The organism is Roseateles sp. GW821-FHT09H11, assembly GCF_059415845.1.
Genome location: NZ_JBWKOA010000004.1, coordinates 179,579 through 193,433, shown reverse-complemented (window position 1 = coordinate 193,433; position 13,855 = coordinate 179,579). Strand labels below are relative to the sequence as shown.

Annotated in this window: 16 protein-coding genes; 13 read left to right on the top strand and 3 right to left on the bottom strand. The window is 68.5% G+C overall.

The genetic code is table 11. The features are described from left to right. The first annotated feature begins 4 nt into the window (after window positions 1-4). The 7 genes from AC07PR_RS14860 to AC07PR_RS14830 all read left to right on the top strand — a co-directional run bounded on the left by AC07PR_RS14860 (window position 5) and on the right by AC07PR_RS14830 (window position 7,055). The gene (locus AC07PR_RS14860; RefSeq protein ID WP_483109112.1) at window positions 5-934 is read left to right on the top strand and encodes a branched-chain amino acid ABC transporter permease; all 930 of its coding nucleotides are present in this window, start codon (window positions 5-7) and stop codon (window positions 932-934) included. 33 nt (window positions 935-967) lie between these two features. After that, complete coding sequence (locus AC07PR_RS14855) at window positions 968-2,032, top strand: branched-chain amino acid ABC transporter permease (protein WP_377157038.1); 1,065 nt, start codon at window positions 968-970, stop codon at window positions 2,030-2,032. 132 nt (window positions 2,033-2,164) lie between these two features. After that, window positions 2,165-3,427, top strand: a complete 1,263-nt coding sequence (locus AC07PR_RS14850) for an ABC transporter substrate-binding protein (RefSeq protein ID WP_377161523.1) — start codon at window positions 2,165-2,167, stop codon at window positions 3,425-3,427. Window positions 3,428-3,482: 55 nt separating this feature from the next. Then, window positions 3,483-4,340, top strand: coding sequence for an ABC transporter ATP-binding protein (locus AC07PR_RS14845; protein ID WP_483109114.1), 858 nt, complete (start codon window positions 3,483-3,485; stop codon window positions 4,338-4,340). 27 nt (window positions 4,341-4,367) lie between these two features. Beyond that, window positions 4,368-4,658, top strand: a complete 291-nt coding sequence (locus AC07PR_RS14840) for a hypothetical protein (protein ID WP_377157036.1) — start codon at window positions 4,368-4,370, stop codon at window positions 4,656-4,658. Then, complete coding sequence (locus AC07PR_RS14835) at window positions 4,658-5,950, top strand: phenylacetate--CoA ligase family protein (RefSeq protein ID WP_495135728.1); 1,293 nt, start codon at window positions 4,658-4,660, stop codon at window positions 5,948-5,950. Before AC07PR_RS14840 ends, AC07PR_RS14835 begins: the two co-directional genes overlap by 1 nt. A 139-nt stretch (window positions 5,951-6,089) precedes the next feature. Continuing rightward, a complete protein-coding gene (locus AC07PR_RS14830; protein WP_377157032.1) occupies window positions 6,090-7,055 on the top strand; it encodes a tripartite tricarboxylate transporter substrate-binding protein in 966 nt (321 codons plus the stop codon). 136 nt (window positions 7,056-7,191) lie between these two features. On the opposite strand, the gene AC07PR_RS14825 is transcribed toward AC07PR_RS14830, so the two are convergent. Genes AC07PR_RS14825 through AC07PR_RS14815 form a run of 3 tightly spaced genes read right to left on the bottom strand, consistent with a single transcriptional unit; the run spans window position 7,192 to window position 9,036 of the window. Beyond that, on the bottom strand, window positions 7,192-7,575 hold the full coding sequence (locus AC07PR_RS14825; protein ID WP_377157031.1) for a VOC family protein: 384 nt from the start codon (window positions 7,573-7,575) through the stop codon (window positions 7,192-7,194). A gap of 46 nt (window positions 7,576-7,621) precedes the next feature. After that, the gene (dtd, locus tag AC07PR_RS14820; protein WP_495135727.1) at window positions 7,622-8,059 is read right to left on the bottom strand and encodes a D-aminoacyl-tRNA deacylase; all 438 of its coding nucleotides are present in this window, start codon (window positions 8,057-8,059) and stop codon (window positions 7,622-7,624) included. Continuing rightward, window positions 8,056-9,036, bottom strand: coding sequence for a cation diffusion facilitator family transporter (locus AC07PR_RS14815; protein WP_495135726.1), 981 nt, complete (start codon window positions 9,034-9,036; stop codon window positions 8,056-8,058). The genes dtd and AC07PR_RS14815 overlap by 4 nt, the downstream gene beginning before the upstream one ends. A gap of 71 nt (window positions 9,037-9,107) precedes the next feature. On the opposite strand from AC07PR_RS14815, the gene argB reads away from it, so the two are divergent. The 6 genes from argB to hisI all read left to right on the top strand — a co-directional run bounded on the left by argB (window position 9,108) and on the right by hisI (window position 13,793). Further along, window positions 9,108-10,022, top strand: coding sequence for an acetylglutamate kinase (argB, locus tag AC07PR_RS14810; protein WP_377157025.1), 915 nt, complete (start codon window positions 9,108-9,110; stop codon window positions 10,020-10,022). A 267-nt stretch (window positions 10,023-10,289) separates the two neighbouring features. Continuing rightward, window positions 10,290-10,979: a response regulator gene (locus tag AC07PR_RS14805; protein ID WP_377157023.1), complete on the top strand. Its 690-nt coding sequence runs from the start codon at window positions 10,290-10,292 to the stop codon at window positions 10,977-10,979. A gap of 214 nt (window positions 10,980-11,193) precedes the next feature. Then, window positions 11,194-11,832: a nucleoid occlusion factor SlmA gene (gene slmA, locus AC07PR_RS14800; protein ID WP_297525826.1), complete on the top strand. Its 639-nt coding sequence runs from the start codon at window positions 11,194-11,196 to the stop codon at window positions 11,830-11,832. Between the two features lie 57 nt (window positions 11,833-11,889). Further along, on the top strand, window positions 11,890-12,849 hold the full coding sequence (locus AC07PR_RS14795; protein WP_483109118.1) for an ATP-binding protein: 960 nt from the start codon (window positions 11,890-11,892) through the stop codon (window positions 12,847-12,849). Window positions 12,850-12,856: 7 nt separating this feature from the next. After that, window positions 12,857-13,342 carry an NUDIX domain-containing protein gene (locus AC07PR_RS14790; protein ID WP_377161521.1) on the top strand — a complete coding sequence of 162 codons (486 nt, stop codon included), beginning with the start codon at window positions 12,857-12,859 and terminating at the stop codon, window positions 13,340-13,342. 58 nt (window positions 13,343-13,400) lie between these two features. Beyond that, window positions 13,401-13,793: a phosphoribosyl-AMP cyclohydrolase gene (gene hisI, locus AC07PR_RS14785; protein ID WP_495135964.1), complete on the top strand. Its 393-nt coding sequence runs from the start codon at window positions 13,401-13,403 to the stop codon at window positions 13,791-13,793. Window positions 13,794-13,855: the final 62 nt, after the last annotated feature.

Sequence of the window (13,855 nt, the reverse complement as noted above, 5' to 3'; positions counted from 1 at the left end):
GATCATGGGCTTCTTCCTCGAAACCGTCTTCGGCGGCCTGATGGCCGGCATGCTCTACGCGCTGGTCGCGCTGGGCTTCGTGCTGATCTTCAAGGCCTCCGGCGTCTTCAACTTCTCGCAGGGCGCGATGGTGCTGTTCGCGGCGCTGGCGATGGCGCGCTTCGCCGAATGGTTCCCGCAGTGGTTCGGCTTCGAGAGCCTGCTGCTGGCCAACGTGCTGGCGCTGGCGGCCGCCGCGGCCTGCATGGTCGTCGTCGCCTGGCTGGTCGAGCGGCTGGCGCTGCGCGGACTGGTCAACCAGCCGGCGATCACGCTGCTGATGGCGACGCTGGGCATCAGTTACTTCCTCGACGGCGCCGGGCAACTGATCTTCGGCAGCTCGACCTACAAGATCGATGTGGGCCTGCCGAAGGATCCGCTGTTCGTGCTCGGGGATACGTTCCCGGGCGGGCTGCTGCTCAACAAGGAAGACCTGTACTCGGCCGTGATCGCCGGGGCGCTGGTGGGCCTGCTGTCGCTGTTCTTCCAGAAGACCCGCACCGGCCGCGCGCTGCGCGCGGTCGCCGACGACCACCAGGCCGCGCAGTCCATCGGCATCCCGCTGTCGCGCATCTGGGTGATCGTCTGGTCCGTCGGCGGCTTGGTCGCGCTGGTGGCCGGGATCATCTGGGGCAGCAAGCTGGGCGTGCAGTACTCGATCTCGCTCGTGGCGCTGAAGGCCTTCCCGGTCGTCATCCTCGGCGGCCTGACCTCGGTGCCCGGCGCGATCGTCGGCGGGCTGATCATCGGCGTCGGCGAGAAGCTGTCGGAGATCTACCTCGGACCGTCCGTCGGCGGCGGCATCGAGAACTGGTTCGCCTACGTGCTCGCGCTGAGCTTCCTGCTGGTGCGACCGCAAGGTCTCTTCGGCGACAAGATCATCGATCGCGTCTGAGTCCGTACTCGACGAACGATCAAGGAGACGACCGTGTTCTATCGTGAAAACGGCCAGTTCAAGGCCAGCTACCGCGCGGACCTGGCGCTGTTCCCGGTGGCGCAGGACCGCCGGGCGGTGCTCGCTCTGGCGTTGATCGCCTTCGTCGCCGTGCCCTGGCTGGCGAGCGACTACACCTTCCGCGCGGTGCTGATCCCCTTCCTCGTGCTGTCGCTGGCGGCGCTGGGCCTGAACGTGCTCGTGGGCTACTGCGGGCAGATCTCGCTGGGGACCGGCGCCTTCATGGCCGTCGGCGCCTACGCGGCCTACAACCTGCAGGTGCGCATCGAGGGCATGCCGCTGCTGCTGTCGCTGATCGGCGGCGGCCTGGCCGCGACGGTCTGCGGCGTGCTGTTCGGGCTGCCAAGCCTGCGCATCCGCGGGCTCTACCTCGCGGTCGCGACGCTGGCGGCGCAGTTCTTCATCGACTGGTTCACCAACCGCGTGCCGTGGGTGACGAACAACTCCTCGTCGGGCTCGGTGAGCGTCGGCACGCTGCAGCTGTTCGGCCTCCCGCTGGAGACGCCGGCGCAGCGCTACCTGCTGTGCCTGTCGCTGGTGGTCGTGTGCGGGATCCTGACCAAGAACCTGGTGCGCGGCGCCATCGGCCGCGAGTGGATGGCGATGCGCGACATGGACGTCGCCGCCGCCGTCATCGGCATCCGGCCGGTGCACGCGAAGCTGACGGCCTTCGCGGTCAGCAGCTTCATCGTCGGCGTGGCCGGCGCGCTGTGGGGCTTCGTGCACCTGGGCGCGTGGGAGCCGGCCGCCTTCGGCATCGACAAGTCCTTCCAGCTGCTGTTCATGATCATCATCGGCGGGCTCGGGTCCATCGCGGGCAGCTTCTTCGGCGCCGCGTTCATCGTGCTGCTGCCGCTGCTGCTGAACCACGTGCCGCATTGGCTGGGGCTGCCGCTGTCCACCGGCGCGGCCTCGCACCTGGAGCACATGATCTTCGGCGCGCTGATCGTGTTCTTCCTCATCGTCGAGCCGCACGGCCTGGCCCGCCTGTGGTCCACCGCCCGTCAAAAGCTGAGGCTGTGGCCGTTCCCTCATTGAGGGCGCCTTGAATCCCACCGATTTCAAACCGCACCGCAGAGTGCACCACCAGGAGACGACACCATGAGCTTGAAGACCTTCGCGCGTGGCGCGCTAGGCGCGGCAACGCTGGTCGCAGCCGCGCTGCCGACGATGCTGCCCGCCGTGGCGCAGGCGCAAGCCGCGACCGAGCAGTTCATCCCGCTGCTGGTGTATCGCACCGGGCAGTTTGCGCCGCTGGGCATGCCCTGGGCGGACGGCAAGCAGGACTACCTGAAGCTGATCAACGCGCGCGACGGCGGCGTGAACGGCGTCAAGCTCGCCTTCGAGGAATGCGAGACCGCGTACGACGCCGCCAAGGGCGTCGAGTGCTACGAGCGCCTGAAGGGCAAGGGCGGTGGCGCATCGGGCTTCGACACGCAGTCGACGGGCATCACCTTCGCGGTGACCGACAAGGCCTTCGTCGACAAGGTGGTCGTCGAGACCCCGGGATACGGCCTGTCGCAGTCGGCCGACGGCACCGTCTTCGAATGGAATTTCCCGCTGCTCGGGACCTACTGGACCGCCGCGGACGTCATGCTGCAGGACATCGCGAAGAAGGAGAAGGGCTCGCTCAAGGGCAAGAAGATCGCGCTGGTCTATCACGACAGTCCGTACGGCAAGGAGCCGATCCCGCTGATCCAGAAACGCGCCGCGGCCGAAGGCTTCGAGGTGCTGCTCTACCCGGTCACGCCGCCCGGAGTCGAGCAGAAGTCGACCTGGCTGCAGATCCGCCAGCAGCGGCCGGACTACGTGCTGTTCTGGTCCGCCGGCGTGATGACGCCCGCAGGCATCCGTGAAGCGCAGGCCAGCGGTTATCCGCGCGAGAAGATCTATGCGATCTGGTGGGCCGGCTCGGACCACGACGTCAAGGACATCGGCGCCGGCGCCAAGGGCTACAACGCGATCACGCTGCACAACAGTTCGGCGAAGGACAAGGTCCATGACGAGCTGAAGAAGTTCGTCTACGACAAGGGCCAGGGCACCGGCCCGGCCACCGGCATCGGCGCGATCGCGCACACGCGGGGGATGATGATCTCGATGCTGCAGGTCGAGGCGATCCGCACCGCGCAGGAGAAGTTCGGCAAGGGCAAGGTCATGACGCCGGAGCAGGTGCGCTGGGGCTTCGAAAACCTGAACCTGAGCGCGGACCGGCTCAAGGCGCTGGGCTTCGGCGAGGTCATGCGCCCGGTGCAGACCAGCTGCGCCAACCACATGGGCACGGACTGGGCGCGGATCGTCCAGTGGGACGGCGCGAAGTGGAACCTCGCGTCCGACTGGTACCAGTCGGACAAGACCCACATCGATCCGCTGGTCAAGGAGTACGCCGCCAAGTACGCCAAGGACAAGAACCTGAAGCCGCGCAGCTGCGGTTGAAGGCTGCTTGAGTTCCGCTTGAACCCCGCTTGAACGCCGCCTGAGCACCACCGCCATGCAAGCCACTTCCATCCCTTCCGCCGTCGCAGTGCCCGCGGCTGCGGCGGCGGCGCCCGCGCTGCTCGACGTCAACGGCATCGAGGTCATCTATCACCACGTGATCCTGGTGCTCAAGGGCGTCTCGCTGCGCGTGCCCGAAGGGGCGATCGTGGCCTTGCTCGGCGGCAACGGCGCCGGCAAGACCACGACGCTGCGCGCGGTGTCCAACCTGCTCGCGGGCGAACGCGGCGAGGTCACCAAGGGGTCGATCGAGCTGCGCGGCGAGCGCATCGAGCGGCTCACGCCGGCGGACCTCGTGCACCGCGGCGTGGTGCAGGTGATGGAGGGACGGCACTGCTTCGCGCACCTGACGATCGAGGAGAACCTGCTCACCGGCGCGTACACGCGCACCGACGGCAAGGCGGCGGTCGCGCAGACGCTGGAGAAGGTCTACAACTACTTCCCGCGGTTGAAGACGCGGCGGAGCTCGCAGGCGGCCTACACCTCGGGCGGCGAGCAGCAGATGTGCGCGATCGGGCGGGCCCTGATGGCCGATCCGAAGATGGTGCTGCTGGACGAGCCCTCGATGGGCCTGGCGCCGCAGATCGTCGAGGAGGTCTTCGAGATCGTGCGCGACCTCAACCAGAAGGAGCGCACGACCTTCCTCCTGGCCGAGCAGAACACCAACATGGCGCTGCGCTATGCCGACTACGGCTACATCCTCGAGAACGGCCGCGTCGTCATGGACGGCCAGGCCCAGGCCCTGCGCGACAACGAGGACGTGCGCGAGTTCTACCTCGGCATGGGCGGCACCGATCGCAAGAGCTTCCGCGACGTGAAGAGCTACAAGCGCCGCAAGCGCTGGCTGGCTTGAATTCAAGGATTGATGGGAGAGCAGTTCATGGACAACGACTTCTTCGCGCCCCCGCCGTTCAAGGCCGAGGAGGCGCTCGTGCAGTTGAAGCGCGCGCTGCGCGACCTGCGCGCGCTGACGGAGCGCGGCACCGGCTGGAGCTTCGAGAACCAGGAGGTGCTCCAGCTCGCGGCCGGCGACGGCCAGATCACCGCGAAGCTGGCGAAGAAGCCGGCACGCAGCCCCGACTGGGAGACGCGCGTCTGCCGCAACGCGGCCGACGTGCGCAAGCTGCAGGACGACCTCAAGCGTCGCCTGGCGCAATGGGCGGAAGAGTGATGGGCGCCGCCGATGCTGATTTCTACGACGCGCTGGAGACGCGCGATCCCGGCGCGCGCGAGGCCGCGCTGCTGGCGGCGCTGCCGCACCAGGTGGCCAACGCGCGGCAGAACACCGATGCGTTCGGCGAGCTGCTCGGCGACGTCGAGCCGGACCTGGTCCGCACGCGCGTTGCGCTGGCGCGCTTGCCGGTGACGCGCAAGTCGGAGCTGCTGGCCCGCCAGCAGGCGGTGCGCGCGGACGCGGAGCGCGTACCGTTCGAACCCTTCGGCGGCTTCTCGACGATCGGCTGGCGCGGCTTGAAGCGCAATGCCGGCGCGCGTCGCGTGTTCCAGTCGCCGGGCTCGATCTACGAGCCCGAAGGGCACGGACGCGATTACTGGCGCGTCGGCCGCGCCCTGCACGCGGCGGGTCTGCGCGCGGGAGACCTGGTCCACAACTCGTTCAGCTATCACCTCACGCCGGCCGGCGCCATGATGGAAGGCGGCGCGGAGGCGCTGGGCTGCACGGTCTTCGCCGGCGGCGTCGGCAACACCGAGCTGCAGCTGCAGGCGATGGCCGAGCTCCGGCCGCAGGCCTACGTCGGCACGCCGAGCTTCCTGAAGATCCTGCTGGACAAGGCGGCGGAGCAGGGCCAGCCCCTGTCCGTGCGCAAGGCGCTGGTCAGCGGCGAGGCCTTTCCGGCCGCGCTGCGCGACTGGTGCGGCGAACGCGGCGTCACCGGCTTCCAGTGCTACGCCACCGCGGACCTCGGGCTGATCGCGTACGAGACCGCGGCGCGTCAGGGACTGGTCGTCGACGAGGGCGTGATCCTCGAGATTGTGCGGCCCGGCACCGGCGACCCGGTGCCCGACGGGGAGGTGGGCGAGGTCGTCGTCACGACGCTCAACCGCGACTACCCGCTGATCCGCTTCGGCACCGGCGACCTGTCGGCGGTGCTGCCCGGCACCTGCCCGACCGGACGCACCAACGTGCGCATCAAGGGTTGGATGGGGCGCGCGGACCAGAGCGCCAAGGTGCGCGGCATGTTCGTGCACGCCGGGCAGGTGGCCGAGGTGCTGCGGCGTTTCCCGCAGGCGCGGCGCGGGCGGCTGGTCGTCGAGGGCGAGATGGCGCAGGACCGGATGACCTTGCGCGTCGAGACCGACGGCGGCGCGCTGGCAGGTCTTGCCGACGGTCTGGCGGCGGCGCTGCGCGATGTGACCAAGCTGCGCGGCGAGGTGGTGTTCGTCGCGGCGGGCGCGCTGCCCAATGACGGAAAAGTCATCGAGGACTTGCGGAAGTTCGACTGAATTCCCGCAGATGGAGGGGGGATGGCATCGGTTCTATGCCTCGGGGGATCCCGGCTTACGTAGTTTCCGTAAGTTGCAATGTGGGAGGGAGACCTAGCATCCGCGCCATCACCCACACTTCCAACGAGGAAGAGACACCATGAAGAAGATCTTGCTCGCTTCCGTCGCCGCGCTGAGCGTTGGCGCCGCCTGGGCCGACTACCCGGACAAGCCGGTGACCATCGTGGTCCCGTTCGCCGCCGGCGGCCCGACCGACAAGGTCGCGCGCGACCTGGCCGAGGCGCTGCGCAAGCCCCTCAATGCGACGATCGTGATCGAGAACGTCGGCGGCGCTGGCGGCACGCTGGGCGCCACCAAGGTGTCCAAGGCCGCGCCCGATGGCTACACGCTGCTGCTGCATCACATCGGCATCTCGACCTCGCCGGCCCTGTACCGCAACCTGCAGTACAAGACGCTGGAGGACTTCGAGTACCTGGGCCTGATCAACGAAGTGCCGATGACGCTGATCTCGCGTCCCAACCTGCCGGCCGCCAACTACGCCGACCTGGTCAAGTGGCTGGGCGACAACAAGGGCAAGATCAACCTGGCCAACGCGGGGCTGGGGTCCGCGTCGCACCTGTGCGGCCTGCTGTACATGAGCTCGGTCAAGATCGACATGACCACGGTCCCGTACAAGGGCACGGGCCCGGCGATGACCGACCTGATCGGCGGCCAGGTCGACCTGATGTGCGACCAGACGACGAACACCACGACGCAGATCGACGGCGGCAAGGTCAAGGCCTACGCGGTGTCGACGTCCAAGCGCCTGGGCGGTTCGCTCGCCAAGCTGCCGACGCTGGACGAGTCCGGCCTGAAGGGCTTCAACGTGACGATCTGGCACGGCATGTACGCGCCCAAGGGCACGCCGAAGGCCGTGCTGGACAAGATCAACACGGCGCTGAAGACGGCGCTGAAGGATCCCGAGTTCCACAAGCGCGAGGAAGCGCTGGGCGCGGTCATCGTCACCGACAACCGCGTGAACCCGGCCGAGCACAAGAAGTTCGTCGCCGACGAGATCGCCAAGTGGACGCCGGTCATCAAGGCGGCCGGCCAGTACGCCGACTGAGGCCCGATTGATGTCGGATTGGTGGCCGACTGATCGTCGACCACACCGAAGCGGGGAGACCCGCTTCCCTCAAGGCCCGCCCTCAGGCGGGCCTTTGCATTGGCGGGTTCGGAAGGACTTCCTCAGGCGGCCATCGTCACGCCGGCGACCGGCACACCACGCCCACCTTGTTGCCGTCCAGATCGCGGAAGTAGGCCGCGTAGAAGTTCGGCCCGTAGTTCTCGCGCGGGCCGGGGCGGCCGTCGTCCTTGCCGCCGCCGCTGATGGCGGCGGCGTAGACCGCGTCGACCTGCGCGCGCGTCGACGCCGCCAGCGCGAGCATCGTGCCGTTGCCGGGCGTCGCGTCCAGCCCGTTGAAGGGCTGCACCACCCACAGCTGCGTCTCGCCGCCCTCGGGGCCGTAGCCGACCATCTCGTCGTCCGAGTAGCCCGGCTTCAGGCCCAGCGGCGCGAGCGCGGCGTCATAGAACGCCTTGGCCGCGCGGCGGTCGTTGCTGCCCAGGGTGACGTAGCTGATCATGGTGGGTTTCCTTGCTTCGATGTGCAGTGGTAGTACCGCATTCTCATCACATCCGCATCGGAATCGTGACCGGCCCGTCGTTGACCAGCCGGACCTGCATGTCCGCGCCGAACTCGCCGGTTGCCACCACCGGATGCTGCGACCGCGCGAACGCGACCGCGTGGTCGTAGAGCCGGCGACCGAGTTCCGCCGGCGCGGCGCCGGTGAAGCTCGGCCGGTTGCCGCCCGAGGTGTCCGCCGCCAGCGTGAACTGCGAGACGATCAGCAAGCCGCCGCCCACGTCCTGCACGCTGCGGTTCATCTTGCCGGCGTCGTCGCTGAAGATGCGCAGCTTCAGGATCTTCTGCAGCAGTTTCTCCGCCACCGCCTCGGTGTCCTGCGGCTCGGCGCAGATCAGCAGCAGCAGGCCCGCGCCGATCTGTCCGGTGCAGCGGTCGCCGACATCGACCCGGGCTTCCTTCACCCGTTGCAGCAGCGCGATCATCCTTGTCCTTCCTGGTGGGGGGGGGCCGCGGTCGCGGCCGTTGAGGTGACGGGTGAGGTGGCCCCCGAGGTGGCCCCCGAGGTGGCGGTTTCGCGCGCCGCCATTTCGGCGAAGCGCGTCTCGACATTGATCGGCAGCAGCTGGATGCTGGCGCGCAGGCCGGGCAGGGCGCGCATCAGTGCCTGCTCGACCTGACCCCGCAGCGCGGCGGCTTCGCCGAGCGTCCATCGGGCCGGCACGTGCAGATGGAAATCGACATGGCGCTGCTGCCCGGCCACGCGCGTCGCGACGTGATCGAAGCGCAGCTCGGGCGCCTCGAAACGCGCGAGCACCTCGGCGATCGCCTGCTGATCCTCGGGGTCCAGCGCCATGTCCATCAGCCCGCCGGTGGACTTCCACATCAAATGCACCGCCTCGCGCAGGATGTTCAGCGCGACCAGGATCGCCAGCAGCGGGTCGAGCCAGGTCCAGCCCGTCAGCATCACGCCGATCAGGCCGGCGACGACGCCGACCGAGGTCCAGACGTCGGTGAACAGATGGCGCGCGTCGGCCTCGAGCGCGATCGAGCGATGCTCGCGCGAGGCCTGCAGCATCTTCCACGCCAGCGCCCCGTTGATGGCCGTGCTGACCAGCGACAGCGCCATGCCGAGGCCGAGCTGCTCCAGCGGCTGCGGCGCGCGCAGCCGCTCGACCGCGGCCCAGCCGATGCCCAGCGCCGCGATCAGGATCAGCGCGCCTTCGAAGGCGCTGGAGAAGTACTCCGCCTTGTGATGGCCGAAGGGGTGGTCCTCGTCGGGCGGCCGCCGCGCGACCGTCACCATCGCCAGACCGAAGAGCGCCCCCGCCAGGTTCACCCCCGATTCGAGCGCGTCCGAGGCCAGGCTCACCGAGCCGGTCCACCACCAGGCGGCCGTCTTCAGGGCGATGGTCAGCACGGCCACGCCGGCGGACAGCTTCAGATATTGCTGCACTTGCATGGCGTCGATTTTGCCGGTCCTAGAATGGCGCCCGTTTGGTCCCATCCCCTCAGCCTCCTCCGGACAGCACCATGAGCAACACCCCTCCCGTCCACGACGCCGATCTGAGCCACATCCCGCCGCGCGACAAGGCCGAGCTGCTGTCCCAGGCGCTGCCCTACATCCGCAAGTACCACGGCAAGACCATCGTCATCAAGTACGGCGGCAACGCGATGACCGACCCCGCGCTGCAGCAGGACTTCGCCGAGGACGTGGTGCTGCTCAAGCTGGTCGGCCTGAACCCGGTGGTGGTGCACGGCGGCGGACCGCAGATCGAAGACGCGCTCAACAAGCTCGGCAAGAAGGGCCACTTCATCCAGGGCATGCGCGTCACCGACGAGGAGACGATGAGCGTCGTCGAATGGGTGCTCGCCGGCGAGGTGCAGCAGGACATCGTCGGCCTGATCAACGTCGCCGGTGGCAAGGCCGTGGGCCTGACCGGCCGCGACGGCGGCATGATCCGCGCCAAGAAGCTCAAGCTGATCGACAAGGACGACCCGAACAAGGAGCACGACGTGGGCTCCGTCGGCGACATCGTCGCCATCGACCCCAGCGTCGTGAAGGCGCTGCAGGACGACCAGTTCATCCCCGTCATCAGCCCGATCGGTTTCGGCGAGAGCAACGAGAGCTACAACATCAACGCCGACGTCGTCGCCGGCAAGCTGGCCGAGGTGCTCAAGGCCGAGAAGCTGGTGCTGCTGACCAACACCCCCGGCGTGCTCGACAAGCAGGGCAACCTGCTGACCGACCTGTCGGCGCGCGAGATCGACGAGCTCTTCGCCGACGGCACGCTGTCCGGCGGCATGCTGCCCAAGATCGCCTCCGCGCTGGACGCCGCCCGCAGCGGCGTCAAGGCCGTCCACATCATCGACGGCCGCGTCCCCCACGCGATGCTGCTGGAGATCCTGTCCGAGCAGGCCTACGGCACGATGATCCGCTCGCACTGAGCGATTGCGCGTCACCCGGCCTCGCAAGAGGCCGCCCGCGCTGCCGTTCCGGTCCCCCTGATGGGTGGATCCATGCACCGAGCCCCCTCCGAACGAGGGGGCTCGGTCGTTTCTGCCGGGCCGCCAGGATCGCCGCTTGCCCTTGGCTGACCCGCTGGCCACCGGGCTTGGTCGAAGGTCATACCACTGCAAGCTGGGGATTGCCGCTGAAACACGCGACATCCCAGAATGCGCCACGAAACGGCTGCACAGGCCGTGAGGGATTGCATGTCACTTTTCAGCGTCTTGATCGTCGAGGATCAGCTTCGTTTCCGCGAAGCGTTCGCCCATGCCCTTGAGAAAGCGCCGGACATCCGTCTGGTGGGCATGGCCACCGATCTCCAGCAGGGCCGGAAGATGTTCGACCAGACGCGTCCCGACGTGCTGCTGGTCGACCTCGACCTGCCCGGCGGCAGCGGGATCGAACTGATCCGCCATGCGGCCCACGTCGCGCCCGAGTGCGAGGTGATGGTCATCTCCGTCTTCGGCGACGAGCAGCATGTGCTCTCGAGCATCGAAGCCGGCGCGACCGGCTACCTGCTCAAGGACTCGCTGGCGCTGGATCTGCCGGGCCAGCTCCGCTCGCTGCGCGCGGGCGGCAGCCCCATCTCGCCGGTGATCGCGCGGCGGCTGCTGCTGCGCCTGGCGCCGCAGGGCGCGGGCTCGCATCCGCGCGGCTTCGGCGATTCGGCCCCGATGCCGCTGGTCGACGAACAGGTCGTTGCGTTGTCCGAACAGGAATCGCGCGTGCTGCACCTGGCCGCCAAGGGCTTCACCTTCGACGAGATCGCGCAGTTCATGAACGTGTCGCCGCACACCATCATGACCTACGTGAAGCGCACCTACCGCAAGCTGCAGGTGCGCTCCAAGGTCGAGGCGATCTACGAGGCGCGCCGCCTCGGCTGGCTGCGCGACTGAGCGCGGACCGGCCGGGACCGCTCGACGACGGAACGGGCAAGGACTGCCGCCACCTCGCAGGGGGGCGGTCTTCCCGACATGAGCCGGAAACCGGCCTTGGGCGGCCTCGGGGCGTCCTCGGGGCGTCCTCGGGGAGTCGGCGTACGACGTCCGGCATCGACGTCAAGACGGCGTTCCGGCTGTGCCAGAATCGCCGCACACTTCGGCCCCTTCCATGCACCCCAGCTCCTCGGACACCCCGGACTCCGCCGCTGCCAAGCCGGCGGAGCTGCCACGCAAGCGGCTCAAGCCGGGCGAGCGCCGGGTGCAGATCCTGCAGACGCTGGCCAGCATGCTGGAGCAACCCGGCGCGGAACGGGTGACCACCGCCGCGCTCGCGGCGCGGCTGGAGGTCAGCGAGGCGGCGCTCTACCGCCACTTCGCCAGCAAGGCCCAGATGTTCGAGGGCCTCATCGAATTCATCGAGACCAGCATCTTCTCGCTGCTCAACCAGATCGCCGAACGCGAGACCGACGGCCTGGCGCAGGCCCAGCGCATCGTCGCGGTGCTGCTGCAGTTCGGCGAGCGCAATCCGGGCATGGCCCGCGTGATGGTCGGCGACGCGCTGGTCTACGAGAACGAGCGCCTGGTCGCGCGCATGAACCAGTTCTTCGACAAGGTCGAGTCCTCGCTGCGGCAAGGACTGCGCACCGCCGCGGAAGCCTCGGGATCGACCACGCCGACCGTCGAGGCCCAGGCGCAGGCCTCGGTGCTGGTGAGCTTCATCATCGGCCGGCTGCAGCGTTATGCACGTTCCGGCTTCAAGCGGCTTCCCACCGAACAGTTGGATGCCGCGATGCGAATGCTCGCCTGAGCTTTCGCGATGCCAAGCGCCCTGAACGGCTCGGGGCGCCGCCTACACTCGGTGGCTATGGCCAATGTTCCCGACGCCCTTGAAGCTGTGCTGCGGCGCGCCGACGCGCTGTTGAACCGCCTGGAGGCCGTGCTGCCCCAGCCCCTGACGCCGCCCGACTGGGACGCCGCGGTCGCCTTCCGCTACCGCAAGCGCGGCGCGAGCGCCCGGCTGGAGCCGGTGAAGCACCTCTCCACGATCCGGCTCGCCGACCTCAAGGAGGTCGAGCCGCAGAAGGATCGCCTGCTGCGCAACACGCGCCAGTTCGTGCAGGGCCAGCCCGCCAACAACGTGCTGCTGACGGGCGCGCGCGGCACCGGCAAGAGCTCGCTGATCAAGGCCTGCCTCAACGAATTCGCAGGACAGGGCCTGCGCCTGATCGAGGTCGACAAGGGCGACCTGGTCGACCTGCCGGACCTGGCCGACCTGGTCGCCGACCGCCCGGAACGCTTCGTGATCTTCTGCGACGACCTCAGCTTCGACGAAGGCGAGGCCGGCTACAAGGCCTTGAAGTCGATGCTGGACGGCTCGGTCGCCGCGGCCACCGACAACCTGCTGATCTACGCGACCAGCAACCGCCGCCACCTGCTGCCCGAGCAGATGAAGGACAACCTCGCCTCGACCTACTCGGAGCGCGACGGCAACGTCGAGGTGCATCCGGGCGAGGCGGTGGAGGAGAAGATCTCGCTGTCCGAGCGCTTCGGCCTGTGGATCAGCTTCTACAGCTTCAGTCAGCAGGAGTACCTCGCGATCGTCGCGCAGTGGCTGACGCATTTCGGCCTGGATGCCGCCCGCATCGAGGCCGCGCGCCAGCCGGCGCTGGTCTGGGCGCTGGAACGCGGATCGCGCTCGGGGCGCGTCGCCTACCAGTTCGCCCGCGATCTGGCGGGGCAGGGGGCTGCTGCGGGCGGTGCCGCCGACGGCGCCGCGGCCCCGGCCCGGGACGGCGATGCGCCGGAGGGCCTCGACCATGTCTGACAAGTCCATGTCTTCAAAGAACGAATCCGCGAACCCGCACAGCCCCTCCGCCGCGAGCGATCGCGTGCCGGTGGACGTGGCCGTCGGCGTGCTGGTGCGCCGCGAGCCGAACGGCCGCGAGACCGAGTTCCTGCTGACCTCGCGCCCCGAGGGCAAGGTCTACGCCGGCTACTGGGAGTTCCCGGGCGGCAAGCTCGAAGCTGGCGAGACCGTCGAGCAGGCCCTGCGTCGCGAACTGCACGAGGAGCTCGGCATCACGATCGGCGCGGCGCAGCCGTGGAAGATCGAGCTGATGGAGTACCCGCACGCGAAAGTGCGGCTGCACTTCTGCAAGGTGTACGAGTGGCAGGGCGAGTTCGAGATGCGCGAAGGCCAGTCGATGAGCTGGCAGCATCTGCCGGTGCAGGTGCAACCGGTCCTGCCGGGCACGATCCCGGTGCTGCAGTGGTTCGCCGCGGAGCGTTTCCACGTCGGGGCGACCCATGTCGTCTGAAGGCACGACCGATGGTGTGAACGCTGCCGCCGCGGCGACCGCGGACTACACTGCCCCGATGGACTGGCTGGATCAGATCAAGTGGGACCGCGACGGGCTGGTGCCCGTCATCGCCCAGGAACAGGGCTCGAACGACATCCTGATGTTCGCGTGGATGAATCGCGAGGCCCTGGCCCGCACCGCCGAGGTCGGCGAGGCGGTCTACTGGAGCCGCTCGCGCCAGCGGCTGTGGCACAAGGGCGAGGAGTCCGGCCACGTGCAGGAGGTCCACGGCATCCGGCTGGACTGCGACAACGACGTCGTGCTGCTGAGCATCACGCAGCACGGCCACGAACCGGGCATCGCCTGCCACACCGGCCGCCACAGCTGCTTCTTCCAGAAGCTGGAGAACGGCGTGTGGACGACGGTCGAGCCGGTCCTCAAGGACCCGGCCAGCATCTACAAGGCATGAGCGCCATGGATACGCCTGACCTGACCGCCGCGCCAGACACGCCGTTCCCGCCCGACAGCCCG

Excerpts from the sequence above, each read along its gene's own strand:
- AC07PR_RS14835 (WP_495135728.1), top strand. The coding sequence starts at position 4,658 with ATGGGCGCCGCCGATGCTGATTTCTACGACGCGCTGGAGACGCGCGAT.
- dtd (WP_495135727.1), bottom strand. The coding sequence starts at position 8,059 with ATGATCGCGCTGCTGCAACGGGTGAAGGAAGCCCGGGTCGATGTCGGC.
- AC07PR_RS14830 (WP_377157032.1), top strand. The coding sequence starts at position 6,090 with ATGAAGAAGATCTTGCTCGCTTCCGTCGCCGCGCTGAGCGTTGGCGCC.
- AC07PR_RS14850 (WP_377161523.1), top strand. The coding sequence starts at position 2,165 with ATGCTGCCCGCCGTGGCGCAGGCGCAAGCCGCGACCGAGCAGTTCATC.
- AC07PR_RS14840 (WP_377157036.1), top strand. The coding sequence starts at position 4,368 with ATGGACAACGACTTCTTCGCGCCCCCGCCGTTCAAGGCCGAGGAGGCG.
- AC07PR_RS14805 (WP_377157023.1), top strand. The coding sequence starts at position 10,290 with ATGTCACTTTTCAGCGTCTTGATCGTCGAGGATCAGCTTCGTTTCCGC.
- slmA (WP_297525826.1), top strand. The coding sequence starts at position 11,194 with ATGCACCCCAGCTCCTCGGACACCCCGGACTCCGCCGCTGCCAAGCCG.
- AC07PR_RS14790 (WP_377161521.1), top strand. The coding sequence starts at position 12,857 with ATGTCTTCAAAGAACGAATCCGCGAACCCGCACAGCCCCTCCGCCGCG.
- argB (WP_377157025.1), top strand. The coding sequence starts at position 9,108 with ATGAGCAACACCCCTCCCGTCCACGACGCCGATCTGAGCCACATCCCG.
- AC07PR_RS14825 (WP_377157031.1), bottom strand. The coding sequence starts at position 7,575 with ATGATCAGCTACGTCACCCTGGGCAGCAACGACCGCCGCGCGGCCAAG.
- AC07PR_RS14860 (WP_483109112.1), top strand. The coding sequence starts at position 5 with ATGGGCTTCTTCCTCGAAACCGTCTTCGGCGGCCTGATGGCCGGCATG.
- hisI (WP_495135964.1), top strand. The coding sequence starts at position 13,401 with ATGGACTGGCTGGATCAGATCAAGTGGGACCGCGACGGGCTGGTGCCC.
- AC07PR_RS14815 (WP_495135726.1), bottom strand. The coding sequence starts at position 9,036 with ATGCAAGTGCAGCAATATCTGAAGCTGTCCGCCGGCGTGGCCGTGCTG.
- AC07PR_RS14845 (WP_483109114.1), top strand. The coding sequence starts at position 3,483 with ATGCAAGCCACTTCCATCCCTTCCGCCGTCGCAGTGCCCGCGGCTGCG.
- AC07PR_RS14795 (WP_483109118.1), top strand. The coding sequence starts at position 11,890 with ATGGCCAATGTTCCCGACGCCCTTGAAGCTGTGCTGCGGCGCGCCGAC.